Below are 17,075 nucleotides of genomic sequence, written 5' to 3'. Positions count from 1 at the left end.
TCATGAGCGAAAACACGACCAACCCGCGCGTGTACCTCACCGAAACCATGACAGAGGCCGAAGCCGGAGTGCTGCGAAAGTGGCTCGCCGACAAGGCGACCGCATCCGAAACTCGGCCGGTTACCGTCAACATCACCGACAAGACTCTGGCCGAACTGGCGGCACGGACCGACGACCCGATGCTCGCGCCGCTTCGCGTGGTGTGGATTCCGGACACCCATACCAAGCACAACGTCGCGGTGCGACTGCGTGACGCACTGGCACCACGCGATCCTCTCCACCCCGGACGCGGCGCACAACGCAGAACTTTGCGCACCGACCCGTCACGGTGCCAGGTCATCGAAGGCGAGCCGGCGCCACTGAGCGATCTCGAGCGTCGTCTCGAAAAGAGCGGTGGCGGTTCGCTACCCGAGTTCATCCGACGGCAGGCCGCCCTGGCGCTCGAGCGTGCCGAATTAGGCCTTCTGGGTGGCCAGTACAAGGTGTCGCGGTTCGTCGTCGACGAGATCACCGACACCCGCCGGTTCGCCACCGAGGTCATGGCTCTGGCCGACCGCTTGAACATCGCCGTCGCCGAAGTCGACCGCCGCGCGCGTGAAGCTCTCGAAGAAATGGTTGCCACCCAGAGTCGCCAAGCCATCGCGGTGTGGGATCGTCTGGGGCGCTATTTCGCTCGCGCCTACAAGCTCGACGTGGACACGAGCCGGTTCGAGGAACTCCGTGAGCTGAACAAGGAACACTCACTGGTCTTCCTCCCCAGTCACCGTTCGTACCTCGATCCCCTCGTCCTGCGCCCGGCGTTGATCGCGAACGGCTTGCCGCTCAATCACGTCATGGGCGGCCTCAACATCAGCTTCTGGCCCATGGGCTCGATCCTCAAGCGCAGCGGCACCGTCTTCATTCGTCGAAGCATCGGCAACGACGAGGTCTACAAGTGGTCGATGCACGAGTACATGCGCTACCTGCTGACCAAGCGCTTCAATCTGGAGTGGTACATCGAAGGTGGGCGCGGGCGTACCGGGAAATTACGCCCGCCGCGCTTCGGTCTCCTGACCTACCTGACCAAGGCCTTTCAGGTCAGCGGCGCATCCGACGTGTATCTCGTCCCGGTCGCGCTGAGCTACGACCAGCTCTACGAGGTCGGGGCCATGGCTGCGGAGGCTCTCGGCGCCGAGAAGACACCGGAAGGCCTGCGCTGGATGGTGGGTTACGTACGCGCACAGGGAAAACGGAACGGTGTCGCACACGTGACCATCGGCCGGCCGCTCTCACTTGCGGACGCACTCAGCCAGGAAACCGATCAGCGCCTCGCCATTCAAAAGGCCGGCATCGAGGTGTGTCACCGCATCAACGAGGTCACACCGGTGACCGTGTCTTCGCTTGCGATGCTGGCGTTCCTCGGAATCGAAGACCGGGCGTTGACCGTTCGTGAGCTCACCGCGATCCTCACGCCGCTGTTCGGGTACATCACCGCGCGAAATCTTCCGATCGCCGGCGACGTCGAACTGTCCGATCCGCGCGTCATCGAGAAGGCGTTGCAGACACACGTCGATTCCGGTGTCCTCGAGCGCTTCGATCGCGGCGGCGAGCAGGTCTTCTACCTCGGCAAGGACCAGCACCTTGTCGCTGCCTTCTACCGCAACAACACAATTCACTTTCTCGTCGTGCGTGCCATCACCGAACTCGTACTGCAGGCAGCCGTCGAAGAACGGTTCGAGGATCCCATCGGGGACGGTTGGGCCGAGGCCAAGCGCATCCGCGATCTGTTGAAATTCGAGTTCTTCTTCAGCGATCGGGACACCTTCGAGCAGGAGATGCGGACCGAGCTGACCCTGATCGATCCCGAGTGGGAAACCGTCATGGCCGACGACAAACGAACCGAGCACATGATCGAGTCGGTGCGGCCGTACCTCGCGCACCGTGTGCTCCAACCGTTTCTCGAGGCGTACCAGGTTGTCGCCGATCAGCTTGTACTTGCCCCGATTTCGACGTCGTTCGACGAGAAGTCCTTCGTCAGCAACTGCATCGACGTCGCACATCAGCGTCGCCTACGACAGCAGATCGCCAGCAACGAATCGGTTTCCGGTGAATTGTTCGCCACTGCACTGAATTTGGCGCGCAACCGGAACTTGATCGAAGTCGACGACGACGGCGTCCGGGCCAGGCGCCTGGCATTCGCCGCGGAAATCAAGGTTCAGGTCGAGCGTCTGCGCCACCTCCGAGCACTCGCGCATGCACGGCTCGATCAGGTGGCCATGCCGGTGCCCGACGCCGCTGCAGTAGTCACCATTCCCGAAGCAAACAGAGCGCCCGCCGCGAACGAGGAAGTAGGACTGTGACCGGACTCGAGCGTCTGCACTCCGCCATCGAAGCCGCCCCTCCCGGGCCCGGAACGATCGCCGCCTTCGACCTCGACGGCACCTTGATCAGTGGATATTCGGCCAGCGTGGTCTACCGAGACCGCCTGCGACGCTTGGATATCAGCGTCGGCGAATTGTTGCGCACCACCGGTGCCGCGATCGACACCCAGTTCCGTGGCGCTGATGTCGGAGCGTTGATGGACATCGGCGTGCGCGCCCTGGGCGGCCGTACCGTCGAGGAACTGAACGACTGGGGCCGACGGTTGTTCAAGCAGGAGATCGCCGCGATGATCTACCCGGAAGCCCGTGGGCTACTGGCGGCGCACCGGCGAGCAGGCCACACGATCGTGATGGCCACGTCGGCGACTCCGTTCCAAGCCAAGTACGTCGCCGAAGATCTCGATATCGAAGATGTGCTGTGCACCGAGCCCGAAGTCGTCGACGGCATGCTCACCGGCGAACTGTCCTCGCCCGCTCTGTGGGGGCCGGCCAAGGCCAATGCCCTTGCGGGCTATGCCGAGAAGATGGGCGCCGACTTGAAGAACGCGTTTGCGTACTCCAACGGTGTCGAAGACGTGTTCATGCTCGAGGCCGTCGGGCGACCTGTCGCGTTGAACCCCGATCGTGGTCTGGCCAAGATCGCGTTGCGCAATCACTGGCCTTCGGTCAGCCTGCGTAAACCGCAACGAGGCGCAACACCGATCTCGACGATCCGAACGGCGACGGCCATGGGCGCGCTTGCTGCCACCGCCGCCCTCGGTGCGTCGGCAGGCATCGTCACCGGCAACCGTCAACTGGGTGCGAACCTGGTGGGCACGTACGGCCCCGACATCTCACTCTCACTGCTCGGCATCGACGTCGAGATCGACGGCGAGCACAACGTGTGGGATCACCGCCCGGCGGTATTCATGTTCAATCATCAAAGTTCCCTGGACATGTTGGTCCTCGGCACCGTCATCAAGCGTGACGTGACCGGCGTCGCGAAGAAGGAAGCGGCAAGCGATCCACGGTTCATGCCCGTCGGTGCACTGCTCGACGTCGCCTACATCGACCGCACCGACACCACAAAGGCGAAGGCTGCGCTGCAACCGGCAGTCGACAAGCTGAAGAATGGTGTCTCGATAGTCATCGCTCCGGAGGGCACCCGTTCTCCGACGCCACGCCTGGGCCCGTTCAAGAAGGGCGGCTTCCACTTGGCGATCCAGGCCGGTGTGCCGATCGTGCCCGTGGTGATTCACAACGCGGGCGAACGGATGTGGCGCAATTCGCTTGTCGCCCATCCGGGTCCGGTCTACGTCTCGGTGCTCGATCCCATCTCCACCGAAGGCTGGGAGACCAAAGACCTCGACGCACACGTCGAGAAGGTGCGCGCGCAGTTCGAAGCTGCGCTACTTGCCGGCCACCGCTGAGCGTGCCAGGTGCTCGCGTGCAAACGCGAGCGCCTGCGCCAGCATCGACGACCGCTCCCGACGGGTACGCGCATTTTGAGTGTTGATCTCGATGACAGCCTGGCCGCTGAAGTCGCTCGCAGCCAATTGCCGACACAACTCCGCGCACGGCTGTGAACCGTGTCCAGGAATCAGGTGCTCGTCCATCGACGCCCCGCGGCCGTCGGCCAGGTGCAGGTGCTCGAGGCCCTTGCCCATCCGGGAGGCCAACTCCAAAGCGTCCATTCCCGCCGTCGCGGTGTGCGACAGATCGAGTGTGTAGTGAGCGTGATCGGAATCGGTCGGGTCGTACGACGGGCTGAACGCGGACAACGCTGCCCCCGGACCGCCCCGTTTACGCAGACGCTCCGCGGACTTGTCCTTGCCACCGAAGAAGCTGTCGGCGCGCATGGGGAACATGTTCTCCACCGCCACCACGACGCTGCTCTTCGATTCGAGATCGACAACTTGTTCCGCGAAGCCTTCGGCGTACTTGCGCTGCCACCGGAACGGCGGGTGGACGACCACCGTCGTCGCGCCCAAGGTTTCGGCCGTGCGTACCGAACGCTCGAGCTTCTCGACCGGATCGGAACCCCACACGCGCTGCGAAATCAGCAGACACGGCGCATGCACGGCCTGCACCGGAATCGCGTACTTGCGAACGAGGGCAGCAACAGCACCGATGTCCTGACTGACGGATTCGGCCCACACCATCAGCTCGACACCGTCGTATCCGAGATCGGCGGCGTAGCGAAATGCTGCTTCCGTGTTCTCCGGATACACCGAGGCCGTCGACAAACCGACGGCTATCGGCCGACGAACCATGCGCTGCGATCCCCCGATCATCGTCCGATCAACCCGAGGTCAACAAGAACGCCAGTGGACCGAGCGTCACGATCATGCCGACAACCACCGCGATCACGAAACTCGTGATGTCGTCCGTCTTGCGTAGAACCCGCACGACGGCCACCAAGCCGACGATCACGATCAGCGCGAGCACCAACGCCACCCACGGCAGCATGTCCCACAGCTTCTCGAAGCCCTTGAACATCGCGCCGCCGACGATCAGTGCAACAACGACCTGACCGGCAAGCACTGCCCATTCACGGATCGAGTTACGCTCGCCGGCCTCTTCCGCTGCCGGTTCGGCTTCCACGTCGGTCTCGGACTCGGCGACGGCAGTGGACTTTGTCGCACCGTCAGCGACCACCGGCGCCTTGACCAGATCGACCACGGCGGTCGATTCGGCCTCGCCGGCATCCGCGTCTGCGATCTTGTCGATCAGTTCGGTGCTCTCTTCCGGCGCTGCCGGAGCAGGAGCAGTCGGTGTAGGTGCCTTGGCGACGGGAGTGGGGACACGCGGCGGCAGGATCGGCGGACGCAACGACGGCGACTGGGTTGCGGCGCGCTCCTGACGCATCAGGTCGCCCGCCAGGGTCTGACCCGACAGCAGAGCTGGTTCCTGCGTTACCTGCGTCGGTGAGGAGGAGTTGAGCGGCGCTCGGCTCACCCACTGTCCGGGCGAGGACTTCGAGGTCTGTCCCGGCGACGGTGTGGAAGTCGGCTTCGGAGTGGTGACCGGCGGCGCGGCCGGCTTCGACTCGGCCTTGGGTGTCTGCGGCTCGTCGTCATCGTCATCGTCGTCGAACGAGACGGCGAAGGCTGCGGTGCGGTCGGCGGGAACCTTCGGTGCCGGTTCGGCTGACTTGGCGGTTTCCGCGACAGCCTCGGCCGGCGCAGAAGGTGCAGCGTTTTCTGGCGCAGCTGCTTCAGGCTGGGCTGCTGGTTCGGCCGACTCTGGCTCGGCGGCCGCGCGCGATCCCGACTGGCGAACGATCGGGATCTCACCCGTCAGTTCGGCGACGGAGATGCCACCGGCTACGCCGCGCCGACGTCGCCCACCTCGGGATTCGACGCTCTGACCGTTCCGCTTGAGCAGTTCCGCTACGGAAATCTGCTGACTGTCCTCGGTCATCAAGCACTCACCACCAATTCACCGCCCATTTCTGTGTCGAGCTTTCGCAGAATCAGACCCTCACGCAGTGCCCAGGGACAAATTTCCAGTTCGTCCACTCCGAGCGCCCGCATGGTTGCCTCTGCGATGAGCGCGCCGGCCACAATCTGCTGTGACCGATCCGAGCTCACTCCTTCCAATTCTGCACGGTCCGCTGCCGTCATCCTGGATATGAAGGCTATGAGTTGCCTGAGTCCGCTGGAAGTCAGGGTCCGTTTCGCCCGGGGGCCTGCGGCAGAAGGGGCCGCGCCGGTGAGCCGAGCCAACGATCGGAAGGTCTTCGAGGTCCCGACCGTGCGGTCCCAGTCGCCGGCCGCGCGCAGTTCCTTGGCTGGTCCGACCAACTCCGCGTCCAGCCAGTCGCGCAAGACGGAGACTCGGCGCTTGCCCGGCGGATCGGCCTGGAGCCAGTCGCGCGTCAACCGTCCGGCACCGAGTTGCAGTGAGAAGGCGACGTCCGGATCCTCGTCACCACCTGCGGTGAGTTCGAGCGAGCCGCCGCCGATGTCCAGGTTCAGGATGCGTCCGGCGCTCCAGCCGTACCAGCGGCGCACTGCCAGAAAGGTCAGCCGTGCTTCGTCGACCCCGGAGAGAACCTCGAGATTGACTCCGGTCTCGGCGCGCACGCGGGCGAGCACGGCTTCGGAATTGTTGGCGTCACGGACGGCGGACGTGGCAAAAGCCATCATTTCCTCGCATCCGGACGTCTTGGCGATACCGGCGAATTCGGAGACCGTCGACACCAAGCGATCGGCCCCTGACGTGGTGATATCGCCGCGGTCGTCGGTGTTTTCTGCCAGCCTCAACGTGGACTTGGTCGAGCTCATGGGTGTTGGGTGGCCGCCCCGATGGGCGTCCACAACCAATAGATGGACGGTATTGCTTCCGACGTCGAGTACCCCTAGTCGCACATCGCCACGTTACTGGGTCTACGGTCGGCCCTTGTGACAGCAGGTAACCCAGACCGGTCCCACAAGATGACTCCGAGCCCCGAGGTCGATCTCGATTTCCCGCGCGAATGGGTCGAATTTGTCGATCCGGATAACTCCGAACACCTCATTTCCGCTGATATGACGTGGTTGCTCTCGCATTGGACCTGCGTGTTCGGCACGCCGGCGTGTCAGGGCATCATCGGCGACCGCCCGGACGACGGTTGCTGCTCGCACGGCGCTTTCCTCTCCGATCAGGAAGATCAGGACAAGCTCGACGCGTCAGTGAAAATGCTCACAGCCGAAGACTGGCAGTTCATGGAAAAGGGTCTCGGCAAGAAGGGATACGTCGAGGAAGACGACCTCGAGGACGAGCCCGCGCTGCGCACCCGCCGCTACAAAGGTGCGTGCATCTTCCTCAACCGGCCCGGTTTTGCCGGCGGTGAGGGCTGCGCACTGCATTCCATGGCGCTCAAGAAGGGCATCGAGCCGCTCGAGGTGAAGCCGGACGTGTGCTGGCAGCTACCGATCCGCCGCACCCAGGACTGGGTCGACCGACCGGACGGCGTCCAGATCCTCAAGACCACGATCACCGAGTACGACCGCCGCGGTTGGGGCGAGGGCGGCGACGACCTCGCCTGGTACTGCTCCGGCTCCCCTGACGCTCATGTCGGGGAACGGCAGGTCTGGCAGTCCTACGGGCCGGAACTGACGGAGCTTCTCGGAAAGCGTGCGTACGACGAGCTGGCTCGCCTCTGCAGGCGTCGTGCCGGCCTCGGCCTCATAGCAGTCCATCCGGCGACCACGATCGCTCAGAACAAGGCTCAGGGCTGACTCCGCAAGAACAAATGAATTCAGCCGCTCACACGATCGTGTGAGCGGCTGAATTCTTCTCGACGAACTTAGATCACGCTTCGAGCTTGTAACCCAATCCACGGACCGTGACCAGATGTTCCGGCTTGGCCGGATCCGATTCGATCTTCGAACGCAACCGCTTCACGTGTACGTCAAGGGTTTTGGTGTCACCGACGTAGTCGGCGCCCCAGACGCGGTCGATCAACTGTCCGCGGGTCAGCACCCGGCCGGAGTTGCGGAGCAAGTACTCGAGGAGGTCGAACTCCTTGAGCGGCAACGTCACCGGGTTTCCAGCGACCTGCACGACGTGGCGCTCGACGTCCATCCGTACCGGTCCGGCCTCGAGCACCCCGTTGTCGGAGGCGAGGTCCGCCTCGTTCTCCACCCCGCGGCGCAGCACCGCACGGATGCGGGCGATCAGCTCACGCGCCGAATACGGTTTGGTCACATAGTCGTCCGCACCCAGTTCCAGGCCGACGACCTTGTCGATCTCGCTGTCACGCGCCGTCACCATGATGACGGGAACGCCCGAACGCGATCGCAACGCCTTGCAGACGTCCGTGCCGCTCATGCCGGGCAGCATGAGGTCGAGCAGGACGATGTCCGCTCCGGAGCGATCGAATTCCGCCAACGCCGACGGTCCGTCGTTGACGATGGTGGTCTCGAAGCCTTCCTTGCGGAGCAGGAACGCCAGCGGGTCCGCCAAGGACTCCTCGTCCTCCACGATCAGCACACTCGTCATCGTTTGGCCTCCATGCCGTTTTCTCTACTGCCTTGTTCTCGTCTGCCGATCCGCGTGGAACCGGCGGTTCCCGCGTCGTCAGAGTCGATGTCGTCGTCCGACTCCACGTGTGCCGGTATCTGCAACGTGAAGGTAGACCCTGTTCCCGGTTTGCTCCACAGTTCGATGGAGCCGTTGTGATTGGCCGCGACGTGCTTGACGATTGCCAGCCCCAGACCCGTTCCGCCGGTCTGCCGTGACCGTGCCTTGTCCACGCGGAAGAATCTCTCGAACACTCGTTCCTGATCCGCTTTCGCGATGCCCTCTCCTCGGTCGGTGACCGCGATCGCGACATTGTCGCCGCGTACCGACCGACTGACTGACACCGGAGACCCCTTGGGCGAGTAAGCAATAGCGTTCTCGATGAGGTTGGACAGTGCCGTCACGAGAAGAGTCTGATCCCCGAGCACCTCCAACCCACTCGGATGGTCGGTGGTGACGGTGATCCCGGCGGCCTCGGCCGACAGATTCGACCTCGACAGTGCCTCGGACACCACGGTGTCGACGTCGACCACGTCGAGATCGGGCAGCTTCTCGGCACCTTGCAGGCGCGAGAGTGCGATCAACTCGGTGACCATCTTGCCCAGACGAATCGACTCGCCCAGCACCCGTTCGCCGAAGTGGCGCACGGATTCCGGATCGTCAGCGGACTCGAGCAGCGCCTCCGCGAGCAAACTCATCGCGCCGACCGGCGTCTTCAGTTCGTGGCTGACGTTCGCGACGAAATCGCGTCGCGTCGCCTCCATGCGGACCTGCTCGGAATCGTCGTCGGCGAACAGGACCACGAAGTTGCGATCGTCCTTGCTGAGCAACCGGGCCGTCCCACGTACCGCGATCTTGTCGCGGCCGCGCTGCGCGGTCTGCGCCGTCAGATCGACCTCGACGGGCTGACCTGTCCGCAGGACTTCCTGCGCCGCCCGCCACGCCCGCTCGTCGACCAGACGATTCTTGACGAGGCCGAGTTCTTCGGCGCGAGGGTTGAAGAGCACGACGTCGTGGAAACCGTCGACGACGGCGATACCGCTTTCCGAAGCCAACACGATGAGGTCGAGAACCTGAGACATCGTGAGCCCGGTCTGTTCGTCGGAGCGCTGACTCTGGCGCGACGACAGCCTGGGGACCAGCACCCCGCCGACGAGGTAGCCGACCAAGCCGGCGACCACGACCAGCAGCACTGCAATCACGACACTCACGGCGCAATCGTACGTTCGCGCGAAGTGTCGGTTACGGCGGGTTCGGACGTTCCCGCCCGCGTAATCCGCCAGGTGGGCGGCGTTGGTTCGTCGTTCATCTGTTGTTGGCCGAGGCCCCCCGAAAACACTGTTCGGGGGGCCTCGACGCACATCATCGGGTTGCTACTTTCCGCCCTGATTCGCCACCGCGGCGGCGCCGGCAGCTGCGGCCTCCGGATCCAGGTAGGTGCCGCCGGGATTGAGCGGCTTCAGGTTCTCGTCGAGGTCGTAACGCAGCGGGATTCCGGTCGGGATGTTCAGGCCCGCGATGTCCTCGTCCGAGATGCCGTCGAGGTGCTTGACCAATGCACGCAGCGAGTTGCCGTGCGCCGTGACCAGTACGTTCCGGCCGGCGAGCAGCTCCTGCGAGATGGTGTCCTCCCAGTACGGGATCAGGCGCTTGACGACGTCGAGCAGGCACTCGGTCAAGGGAACCTCGTCGAGGTTCGCGTACCGGGGATCGGTGTCCTGGCTGTACTCGCTGCCGGCTTCGATGGCGGGCGGCGGGGTGTCGTAGCTACGACGCCAGAGCATGAACTGCTCGTTTCCGTACTCTTCCTTGGTCTGAGCCTTGTTCTTGCCCTGCAGAGCGCCGTAGTGGCGCTCGTTGAGACGCCAGTCGCGGACCACCGGGATCCAGTGGCGATCGGCGGCGTCGAGTGCGAGGTTGGCCGTGCTGATCGCGCGGCGGAGCAGAGATGTGTAGAGAACGTCAGGCAAGAGGTTGTGCTCGGCGAGCAGTTCGCCGGCGCGCTTGCCTTCGGCCATGCCCTTGTCTGTCAGGTGGACGTCCACCCAGCCGGTGAACAGATTGAGTGCATTCCATTCGCTCTCGCCGTGGCGGAGCAGGACCAGGGTTCCGATACTCATGGCGTTCATCCTGGCACGAGTACCGGAACCCTTCTTGATCAACCCTGCCTGGAAATCAGCTCGGGGCTACTTCGGCAGTTCGCAGATCCTTGCGGAGGATCTTTCCGGCCGCGGATTTCGGCACGGTGCTGATGAACGAGACCTGGCGGACCTTCTTGTGCGGTGAGACGCGCTCGGCGACGAACGAGATCACGTCGTCTTCGGTCAACTCGGCGCCGTCCTGGAGCACGACGAATGCCTTCGGAACCTCTTCGCCTTCGGCGTCGAGCACACCGATCACTGCAGCGTCGGCGATCTGCGGGTGTGTCAGAAGCAAAGCCTCGAGTTCCGCTGGGGGAACCTGGTAGCCCTTGTACTTGATCAATTCCTTGAGGCGGTCGACGATCTTGACGACGCCGTCGCCGTCGACGGTCGCGATGTCACCGGTGTGCAGGTAACCGTCGTCGTCGAGGGTGTCCTTGGTGGCCTGGTCGTTGCCGAGGTAACCGAGCATGATGTTCGGTCCCTTGCACCACAGTTCCCCGGGCTCGCTGACGCCGTCCGAGCCGAGCGCGGGGTACGCGACCTCTTCGCCCGTTCCCGGGTCGACGAGCTTGCATTCCATGTTGGCGATGGTCGGACCGCAGGTGTCGAGCGCGATGTCGTCACGATCGAACGGGATCGCATGCGAGACGGGGCTCATCTCGGACATGCCGTAGCCCTGGCGCACATGGCAGTTCAAACGGTCCGCGACGGCCTTGCCGAGCGCCGCGTCGAGGGGGGCCGCGCCAGAGAAGATGGTGTGCACGCTCGACAGGTCGTACTGATCGACGAGCGGGTGCTTGGCCAGCGCGACGGCAACGGGCGGTGCGACGAAGATGTACGTCGACTTCTGCTCGGCGACGATCCGTAGGAACTCGACGAGATCGAACTTCGGCATCGTGATGAGGCTCGCGCGGCGGTAGAGCGCAGCGTTGAGCAGCACCGTCATGCCGTAGATGTGGAAGAACGGCAGGACCGCGAGGATCTTGTCGTCGGTCTCGATCCCCATCCGCGGAATGATCTGGCAGACGTTGGCCACGAGATTGCGATGGGTGAGCATGACGCCCTTGGGCCGGCCGGTGGTGCCCGACGAGTACGGCAGCACCGCGAGCTGGGTGGCCGGATCGAAGGAAACCTCGGGCGCCGCTGCGCCCTCACCGAGCAGATCTCGCAGCGACAGATGGCCTTCGGCGCCGTCGAGCACGAACACGTTCTCGGTCGGGATACCGACCAGCTCGGCGGCGGCCTTGGCCTGCGGCAGCAGCGGCGAGACGGTGAAGAGGAACTTGGCCTTGGAATCGGTGAGCTGCTTGGCGATGTCCTCGGCGGTGTAGAGCGCGTTGATCGTGGTCGCGACGCCACCGGCACGCAGGATGCCGTGGAAGACGGAACCGAAGGCCGGGACGTTGGGCGAATGGAGCCCGACGACGTCGCCGACGGCGAGCCCACGCGCTGCGAGGGCGCCTGCAACGCCGTTGATCTGCGCGATCAGCGAAGCGTATGTGGTTACGGCGCCCGAACTGCCTTCGACGAATGCCGTCTTGTCGAGGTCTGCGGGGTCGGTGTTTCCGAACAGGAAGTCGTAGACGCTGAGGTTGGGGATTTCAACGTCGGGGAACGGACTCTTGAAGCTCACTGTGCTCCTCGAAAAGTTGCGCGGCGGGGTGGTGTGACCAACTTACTGTGACTCACGGGAACAGTATTATTCCGTGACGACAGTCACAAGTAAAGGCCACTTTACGTGACACATCCGCGATGTGTCTCACCCCGCTCGATCAGCTTTGCGCGGGCTCTTCCTCGATGAGGTGCTTGAACGGCTCGAGATTCGCCAGCGACTCACCACGCGACACCCGCCACGCCCACTCACGCTTGATCGACGAGGAAAAACCGAGTTCGAGGATGACGTTGAAATCGCCGTCGGCTGCCTCGAGAACCTGACCGAGCACTCGGTCCAGTTCGTCGCCGGTCACGGCATGCTCGGCGATCTTGCCGACCAGGTAGATGTCCCCGACCTTGTCGAGTGTGTAGGCCACTCCGTACAGACGACGGTTGCGCTTGAGCAGGAACTTGTAGACGCCTTCGAAGTTCTCGTCCACCTTGCGGCACACGAAGGCCTCGACCCGCACGCCGTGATTACCGACAGTGAGCAGCGTCGACGTCTTGAGTTTGTGTTCGCCGGGAAGTTCGACGATGAAATGCGCGTCGTCTTTTCTGGTGAAGTCGAGTTCACGCTCCGTGAGAGCCTGCTCGATGGTGTCCGAAATGCTGCTCATGTACGCACCCCTCCGGTCCGGCGCAGACGCCACAGACCCCGCGCACGGCGGGGCGAGAAGTCGCTGGGACCGGTTCCGTTGTTGTAGTTGACTGCGGCTTTGCGATAGCTCTCGAGCAAACCGTCCGCGGTGTGTTCCCACGAGAAATTCTCGGCGTGACGCGGTGCCTGCGCGGCGAGTTCGGCCAAGCGTTTCGGCGCTGTCACCAAGGATTCGAGAGCGCCGGCCCAGTCTTCGGTGCGGTGCCCTTGAACCAGCAGACCGGTCTCACCGTTGCGTACGGCCACTCCCAGTCCGCCGACATCCGCGGCGATCACCGGGGTTCCGCAGGCCTGAGCTTCGATGGCTACCAGTCCGAAGGACTCCGAATAGCTCGGCACCGCAACCAGATCCGATGCGCGGTAGACATCGGCGAGACGCTGCGGCGCCTGCGGCGGCAAGAACGTCACCTGCGCTGTGATGCCCAGTGAGCGTGCCAGTTCGATCAACACGTCCGGCCGCGCGAGACCGGTTCCGGACGGCCCGCCGACAACGAGGATGCGCAGCGGCAACCCCGGGCGACGGCTGATCACCTCGGCTGCTGCGCGCAGCAGAACGTCCGGCGCTTTGAGCGGTTGGATGCGGCCGACGAAGGTCACGACGATCTCGCCCGGGTTCAACCCCAACGACGCGCGGGCGGAATCGCGATCGCCCGGTCGATAGCGGGTGAGATCGGCGCCCGGAGCCACGACGTCGATACGCGTGGGATCTGCGCCGTACAACTCGTGCAGCGCTTTGGCTTCGTCGGTGGTGTTGGCGACCAGACGATCGGACTCGGCGACTACTTGCTGCTCACCGATCTGACGTGCTGCGGGCTCGGGGGTGTCCCCCTCGGCCAGCGACAGATTCTTCACCGCCGCGAGGGTGTGGGCGGTATGTACGAGTGGCACGCCCCAGCGGTCGCGGGCCAGCCATCCGACCTGCCCGGACAACCAGTAGTGCGAATGAATCAGGCTGTAGTACCCGGGCTCGTGACGCGCTTCCTCCCGCAGAACTCCCGCGACGAAGGCACACAGTTGAGTCGGCAGATCTGCCTTGTCCAGTCCTTCGAAGGGACCGGCCGCGATGTTCCGAACCCGCACTCCGGGAGCGGCGTCCACCACGGGTGCGTCGGCCGAGGACGTCGCGCGGGTGAATATCTCCACCTCTACGCCACGTTTGGCGAGTTGAATGGCGGATTGCAGAACGTAGACGTTCATCCCACCCGCGTCACCGGTGCCGGGTTGCGCCAATGGCGAGGTGTGGACCGAGAGAACGGCCACCCGGCGAGGGCGCGAAATGTGCATGGGCGTCACCACTCCATACTGCCCCCTCACCGGGCGCGAACTCTAACCGAGGCTCGAGATGAAGGCTCGCACTTCGGACACGAATCGTGTCGGATCCTCCACGAACGGTCCGTGATTGCAGCCTTCCCAGTACGACGCCTGGGACTTGGGAATCAGTTCCTCGGCGTGCTTACCTGCGCTCACGTCGACGACGGAGTCCTCGGTTCCGTGCAGAACGAGGACCGGGATGTCGAGGCTGCGGAGCAACTCGTCGTGACCGACGGCACGATTGAACAGTGCTGCGCGCACCCGCGGACGCGTCGAGAGGCTGTACCCGAACAAGGCCTGCGACGCTGCGCCCTTGCCCTCGGGTGGGCCGGTGAGCGCGTTGCCGAAGGCACCGAGAGCCCTGATCGCCTCGCGGGGATCTTCGGACATCGCGCCGGGAACCGCACTCCGCATCGCCGAGCCGACCTTGCCGCCCTTCTCACCGCGACCGATGCTGGTGATCGCACCGACCAGAACCGCACCCGCCACCGCACCGGTTCCGTGTGCTGCCAGGTAATCGCAGATCACCAGTCCGCCGTACGACCAGCCGAGCAGGATCGCGTTCTCGGTGACGTCTTCTGCCGCGAGAACGGCCGCGACGTCGCCGGCCCAGTTCGCGGAGTCGTCGTATCCGGATTCAGGCGCATCGGAGTAACCGTGGCCGCGCAGATCGACGGCGATCAGGCGGTAGTCCGCGGCGAGGTCCGCGAGGACCTGCTCACCCCAGCACTGCGACGACTGAGCCCAGCCGTGCAGCAGCACCAGCGGGGTCCCAGCCGAATTTCCGGTTACTCGATAGACGATGGACGTGCCGTCGACGCTGACGGCTTCACGAATAGACATGCCGTCACGATAGAGGCTGCGACTGCGGCGCCGACGGCGAGCATGTAGGCCGACGGGACGCCGTAACGATCGATCAGCTGTCCGGCCAGCGCAGACCCGAGCGCCACGCCGACGCCGAGGCCGGTGACCGTCAGGGTCATTCCCTCCGTGAGCTTTTCCGGGGGGACGATCTGCTCGACCAAGGCCGTCGCGATGATGAGGGTCGGAGCAATGGTCGCGCCCGCGAGCACATATGCACCCGCCAGTGCGGCCACGTTGCCGACGAGGAGAAGGGGGACGCTGAGAACGGCGACCGCCGAGGACGCGATCATCAGCTGACCGCGCAGCGATCGCGCCGGGTGCATCGACCCGAAGATCAGTCCCGCAATTCCCGAACCGCCGGCGAACAGCGCAAGGACCAGCGTCGCGGATCCCGGCGAATTCTGTTCCTTCGTGAACGCGATGGCACCGACGTCGATGACGCCGAAGATCGTTCCGAGCATCACCATGATCACGATGACGATCCACATCACGTGGTTACCGAGAACCGATCGTCCGCGGCCGGGTCGACGCGGGTGCACCTTCGGTTCGGTTCCACGTTGAATGACCAACAGCAGGGTCCCGGTCACCAGCAGAATCAGTCCCGCCAGCGGTCCCGCTTCGGGAAAGAGTCCGATGCTCAGGCCCACCGAGATGACCGGACCCGCCACGAAACAGAGTTCGTCCACCACCGACTCGAAGGCGAAGGCGGTGCGCAGCTGAGGTTTTCCGACGTAGATCGCGACCCACCTGGCGCGGATCATCGCCCCGATCGTCGGGGTGGCGCCACCGGGGACGACCAGAACGAAAAGCAGCCAGTCAGGAGCTTCCATCCGTACGGCGAGCAAGAGCGCCCCGATCGCGGTGACGCTCACTGCTGCGGCAATCGGCAGGACCGCTCGCTGCCCGAAGCGGTCGACCGCACGCGAGACGGCGGGCGCGATGATCGCCGACGACAGCGCGAAAACCGCGGCGAGCGCGCCGGCGAGCGCGTAGTCACCACGAAGTTGCGAGATCATCGTCACGATTCCGATGCCGATCATGGCGATCGGCAGCCTTGCGACAAATCCGGCGGCCGAGAAGGCGACCGATCCGGGGGCGGCAAAGATCTCGCGGTAGGCGCTCAACAGGCCTTTGTTGGTGGATTCGCTCATGTCAGCTTCTCGTGCACTGAACAAGGTTCACAGAGCCGAGGCCGACTCGACAAATCGTTTTCACTGTGCGCTCGGGTTGACCTGTCGGTAACTTGCCTTACGATTGCGCGAATGAGTGTCCTGGTGTGTTTCCACGCCCATCCCGATGACGAAGTTTTCACTACGGGCGGCGTGATGAGAATGGCCGCCGACGCAGGTCACCGCGTCGTAGTCGTCACCGCTACCGACGGTGCTCTCGGTGAATTCCCCGACGGCCTGTTGGACGAATACGAGACGTTGGCTCAGCGCCGCAGCCGTGAACTCGAGGCGTCCACCGACGCGTTGGGCGCCAATCGCGTCGTGTCCCTGCACTACCCGGATTCGGGGATGGTGGGTACGCCCGAGAACGAGAATCCGGAAGCGTTCTGCAACGTCGACGTCGAGAAGGCCGCTGAGCGTCTGGCCGAGGTACTTCGTGAAGAGAACGCCGATGTCCTGACCATCTACGACCCCAACGGCGGATACGGGCACCCGGATCACATCCAGGTCCACCACGTCGGCGTCCGGGCGGCAGAACTCGCAGGCACGCCGTTCGTCTACGAGGCGTCCACCAACCGCGATCACATGAAGATGCTGATGCAGGCCAACCCCGAGTGGACCGAGGAGGCGCAGCCGCCGGACATCGAATCGTTCGGGCTTCCGGCAGATCAACTCACCACCGCCGTCGACGTCAGTTCGGTGATCTCGTCCAAGCGCGCGGCCATGTACGCGCACGCAACGCAGGTCGGCGATTTCGGCCCGTTCCTCGAAATGCCGACGGAGCAGCTCGCCGCGGCATTCGGCACCGAGTGGTTCCGTCGCCGCAACGCGCCCGAGGGACTGTCCGAAACCGCCCTCCCCCTCTGAGCCACCTCCCTCGATAAACCGAAGTCCCGACGGAGGTTTCGGCGGCTCGTTACCATCGGTA

The 17,075-nt window shown here is 64.2% G+C and carries 15 protein-coding genes; 4 read left to right on the top strand and 11 right to left on the bottom strand.

The annotated features are described in order from the left end of the window. The first annotated feature begins 2 nt into the window (after positions 1-2). Together DBV08_RS16810 and DBV08_RS16805 are read left to right on the top strand one after the other, a co-directional pair. On the top strand, positions 3-2,339 hold the full coding sequence (locus DBV08_RS16810; protein ID WP_124568180.1) for a glycerol-3-phosphate 1-O-acyltransferase: 2,337 nt from the start codon (positions 3-5) through the stop codon (positions 2,337-2,339). Continuing rightward, on the top strand, positions 2,336-3,769 hold the full coding sequence (locus DBV08_RS16805) for an HAD-IB family hydrolase (RefSeq protein WP_003941905.1): 1,434 nt from the start codon (positions 2,336-2,338) through the stop codon (positions 3,767-3,769). Before DBV08_RS16810 ends, DBV08_RS16805 begins: the two co-directional genes overlap by 4 nt. Here the strand turns inward: DBV08_RS16805 and DBV08_RS16800 are convergent. The 3 genes from DBV08_RS16800 to DBV08_RS16790 are packed head-to-tail and all read right to left on the bottom strand — an operon-like array spanning position 3,749 to position 6,712. Continuing rightward, entirely contained in the window at positions 3,749-4,633 is an 885-nt protein-coding gene (locus DBV08_RS16800; protein ID WP_095970386.1) for a sugar phosphate isomerase/epimerase, read from the bottom strand. The genes DBV08_RS16805 and DBV08_RS16800 overlap by 21 nt on opposite strands. Positions 4,634-4,640: 7 nt before the next feature. Continuing rightward, positions 4,641-5,762, bottom strand: coding sequence for a hypothetical protein (locus DBV08_RS16795; protein WP_124568179.1), 1,122 nt, complete (start codon positions 5,760-5,762; stop codon positions 4,641-4,643). Continuing rightward, positions 5,762-6,712: a Ppx/GppA phosphatase family protein gene (locus tag DBV08_RS16790; RefSeq protein WP_124568178.1), complete on the bottom strand. Its 951-nt coding sequence runs from the start codon at positions 6,710-6,712 to the stop codon at positions 5,762-5,764. The genes DBV08_RS16795 and DBV08_RS16790 overlap by 1 nt, the downstream gene beginning before the upstream one ends. Before the next feature lie 66 nt (positions 6,713-6,778). On the opposite strand from DBV08_RS16790, the gene DBV08_RS16785 reads away from it, so the two are divergent. After that, complete coding sequence (locus DBV08_RS16785) at positions 6,779-7,564, top strand: hypothetical protein (protein WP_003941928.1); 786 nt, start codon at positions 6,779-6,781, stop codon at positions 7,562-7,564. 73 nt (positions 7,565-7,637) lie between these two features. Here the strand turns inward: DBV08_RS16785 and DBV08_RS16780 are convergent, their stop codons facing one another. The 8 genes from DBV08_RS16780 to DBV08_RS16745 form a co-directional block, all read right to left on the bottom strand. Beyond that, positions 7,638-8,327, bottom strand: coding sequence for a response regulator transcription factor (locus tag DBV08_RS16780; protein WP_003942020.1), 690 nt, complete (start codon positions 8,325-8,327; stop codon positions 7,638-7,640). After that, on the bottom strand, positions 8,324-9,559 hold the full coding sequence (locus tag DBV08_RS16775; RefSeq protein ID WP_003941938.1) for a cell wall metabolism sensor histidine kinase WalK: 1,236 nt from the start codon (positions 9,557-9,559) through the stop codon (positions 8,324-8,326). The genes DBV08_RS16780 and DBV08_RS16775 overlap by 4 nt, the downstream gene beginning before the upstream one ends. 162 nt (positions 9,560-9,721) lie before the next feature. Next, positions 9,722-10,477: a phosphoglyceromutase gene (locus tag DBV08_RS16770; RefSeq protein WP_003941992.1), complete on the bottom strand. Its 756-nt coding sequence runs from the start codon at positions 10,475-10,477 to the stop codon at positions 9,722-9,724. Positions 10,478-10,523: 46 nt separating this feature from the next. Then, positions 10,524-12,125, bottom strand: coding sequence for an AMP-binding protein (locus DBV08_RS16765; protein ID WP_095970388.1), 1,602 nt, complete (start codon positions 12,123-12,125; stop codon positions 10,524-10,526). Positions 12,126-12,264: 139 nt separating this feature from the next. After that, complete coding sequence (locus tag DBV08_RS16760; protein ID WP_047268888.1) at positions 12,265-12,762, bottom strand: YbjN domain-containing protein; 498 nt, start codon at positions 12,760-12,762, stop codon at positions 12,265-12,267. After that, on the bottom strand, positions 12,759-14,087 hold the full coding sequence (mshA, locus tag DBV08_RS16755; protein ID WP_095970485.1) for a D-inositol-3-phosphate glycosyltransferase: 1,329 nt from the start codon (positions 14,085-14,087) through the stop codon (positions 12,759-12,761). The genes DBV08_RS16760 and mshA overlap by 4 nt, the downstream gene beginning before the upstream one ends. Positions 14,088-14,129: 42 nt before the next feature. After that, positions 14,130-14,957 carry an alpha/beta fold hydrolase gene (locus DBV08_RS16750; RefSeq protein ID WP_166811132.1) on the bottom strand — a complete coding sequence of 276 codons (828 nt, stop codon included), beginning with the start codon at positions 14,955-14,957 and terminating at the stop codon, positions 14,130-14,132. Then, entirely contained in the window at positions 14,903-16,129 is a 1,227-nt protein-coding gene (locus DBV08_RS16745; RefSeq protein ID WP_003942019.1) for an MFS transporter, read from the bottom strand. The genes DBV08_RS16750 and DBV08_RS16745 overlap by 55 nt, the downstream gene beginning before the upstream one ends. 111 nt (positions 16,130-16,240) lie before the next feature. On the opposite strand from DBV08_RS16745, the gene DBV08_RS16740 reads away from it, so the two are divergent. Further along, entirely contained in the window at positions 16,241-17,014 is a 774-nt protein-coding gene (locus DBV08_RS16740; protein WP_019744397.1) for a PIG-L family deacetylase, read from the top strand. The last annotated feature ends 61 nt before the right edge of the window (positions 17,015-17,075 follow it).

Origin of the sequence: Rhodococcus sp. KBW08 (genome assembly GCF_003852455.1) — a bacterium.
Lineage (GTDB): Bacteria > Actinomycetota > Actinomycetes > Mycobacteriales > Mycobacteriaceae > Rhodococcus_F > Rhodococcus_F baikonurensis.
The sequence above is the reverse complement of the archived record's forward strand: the minus strand, read 5'-3'. Positions and strand labels throughout refer to the sequence as shown.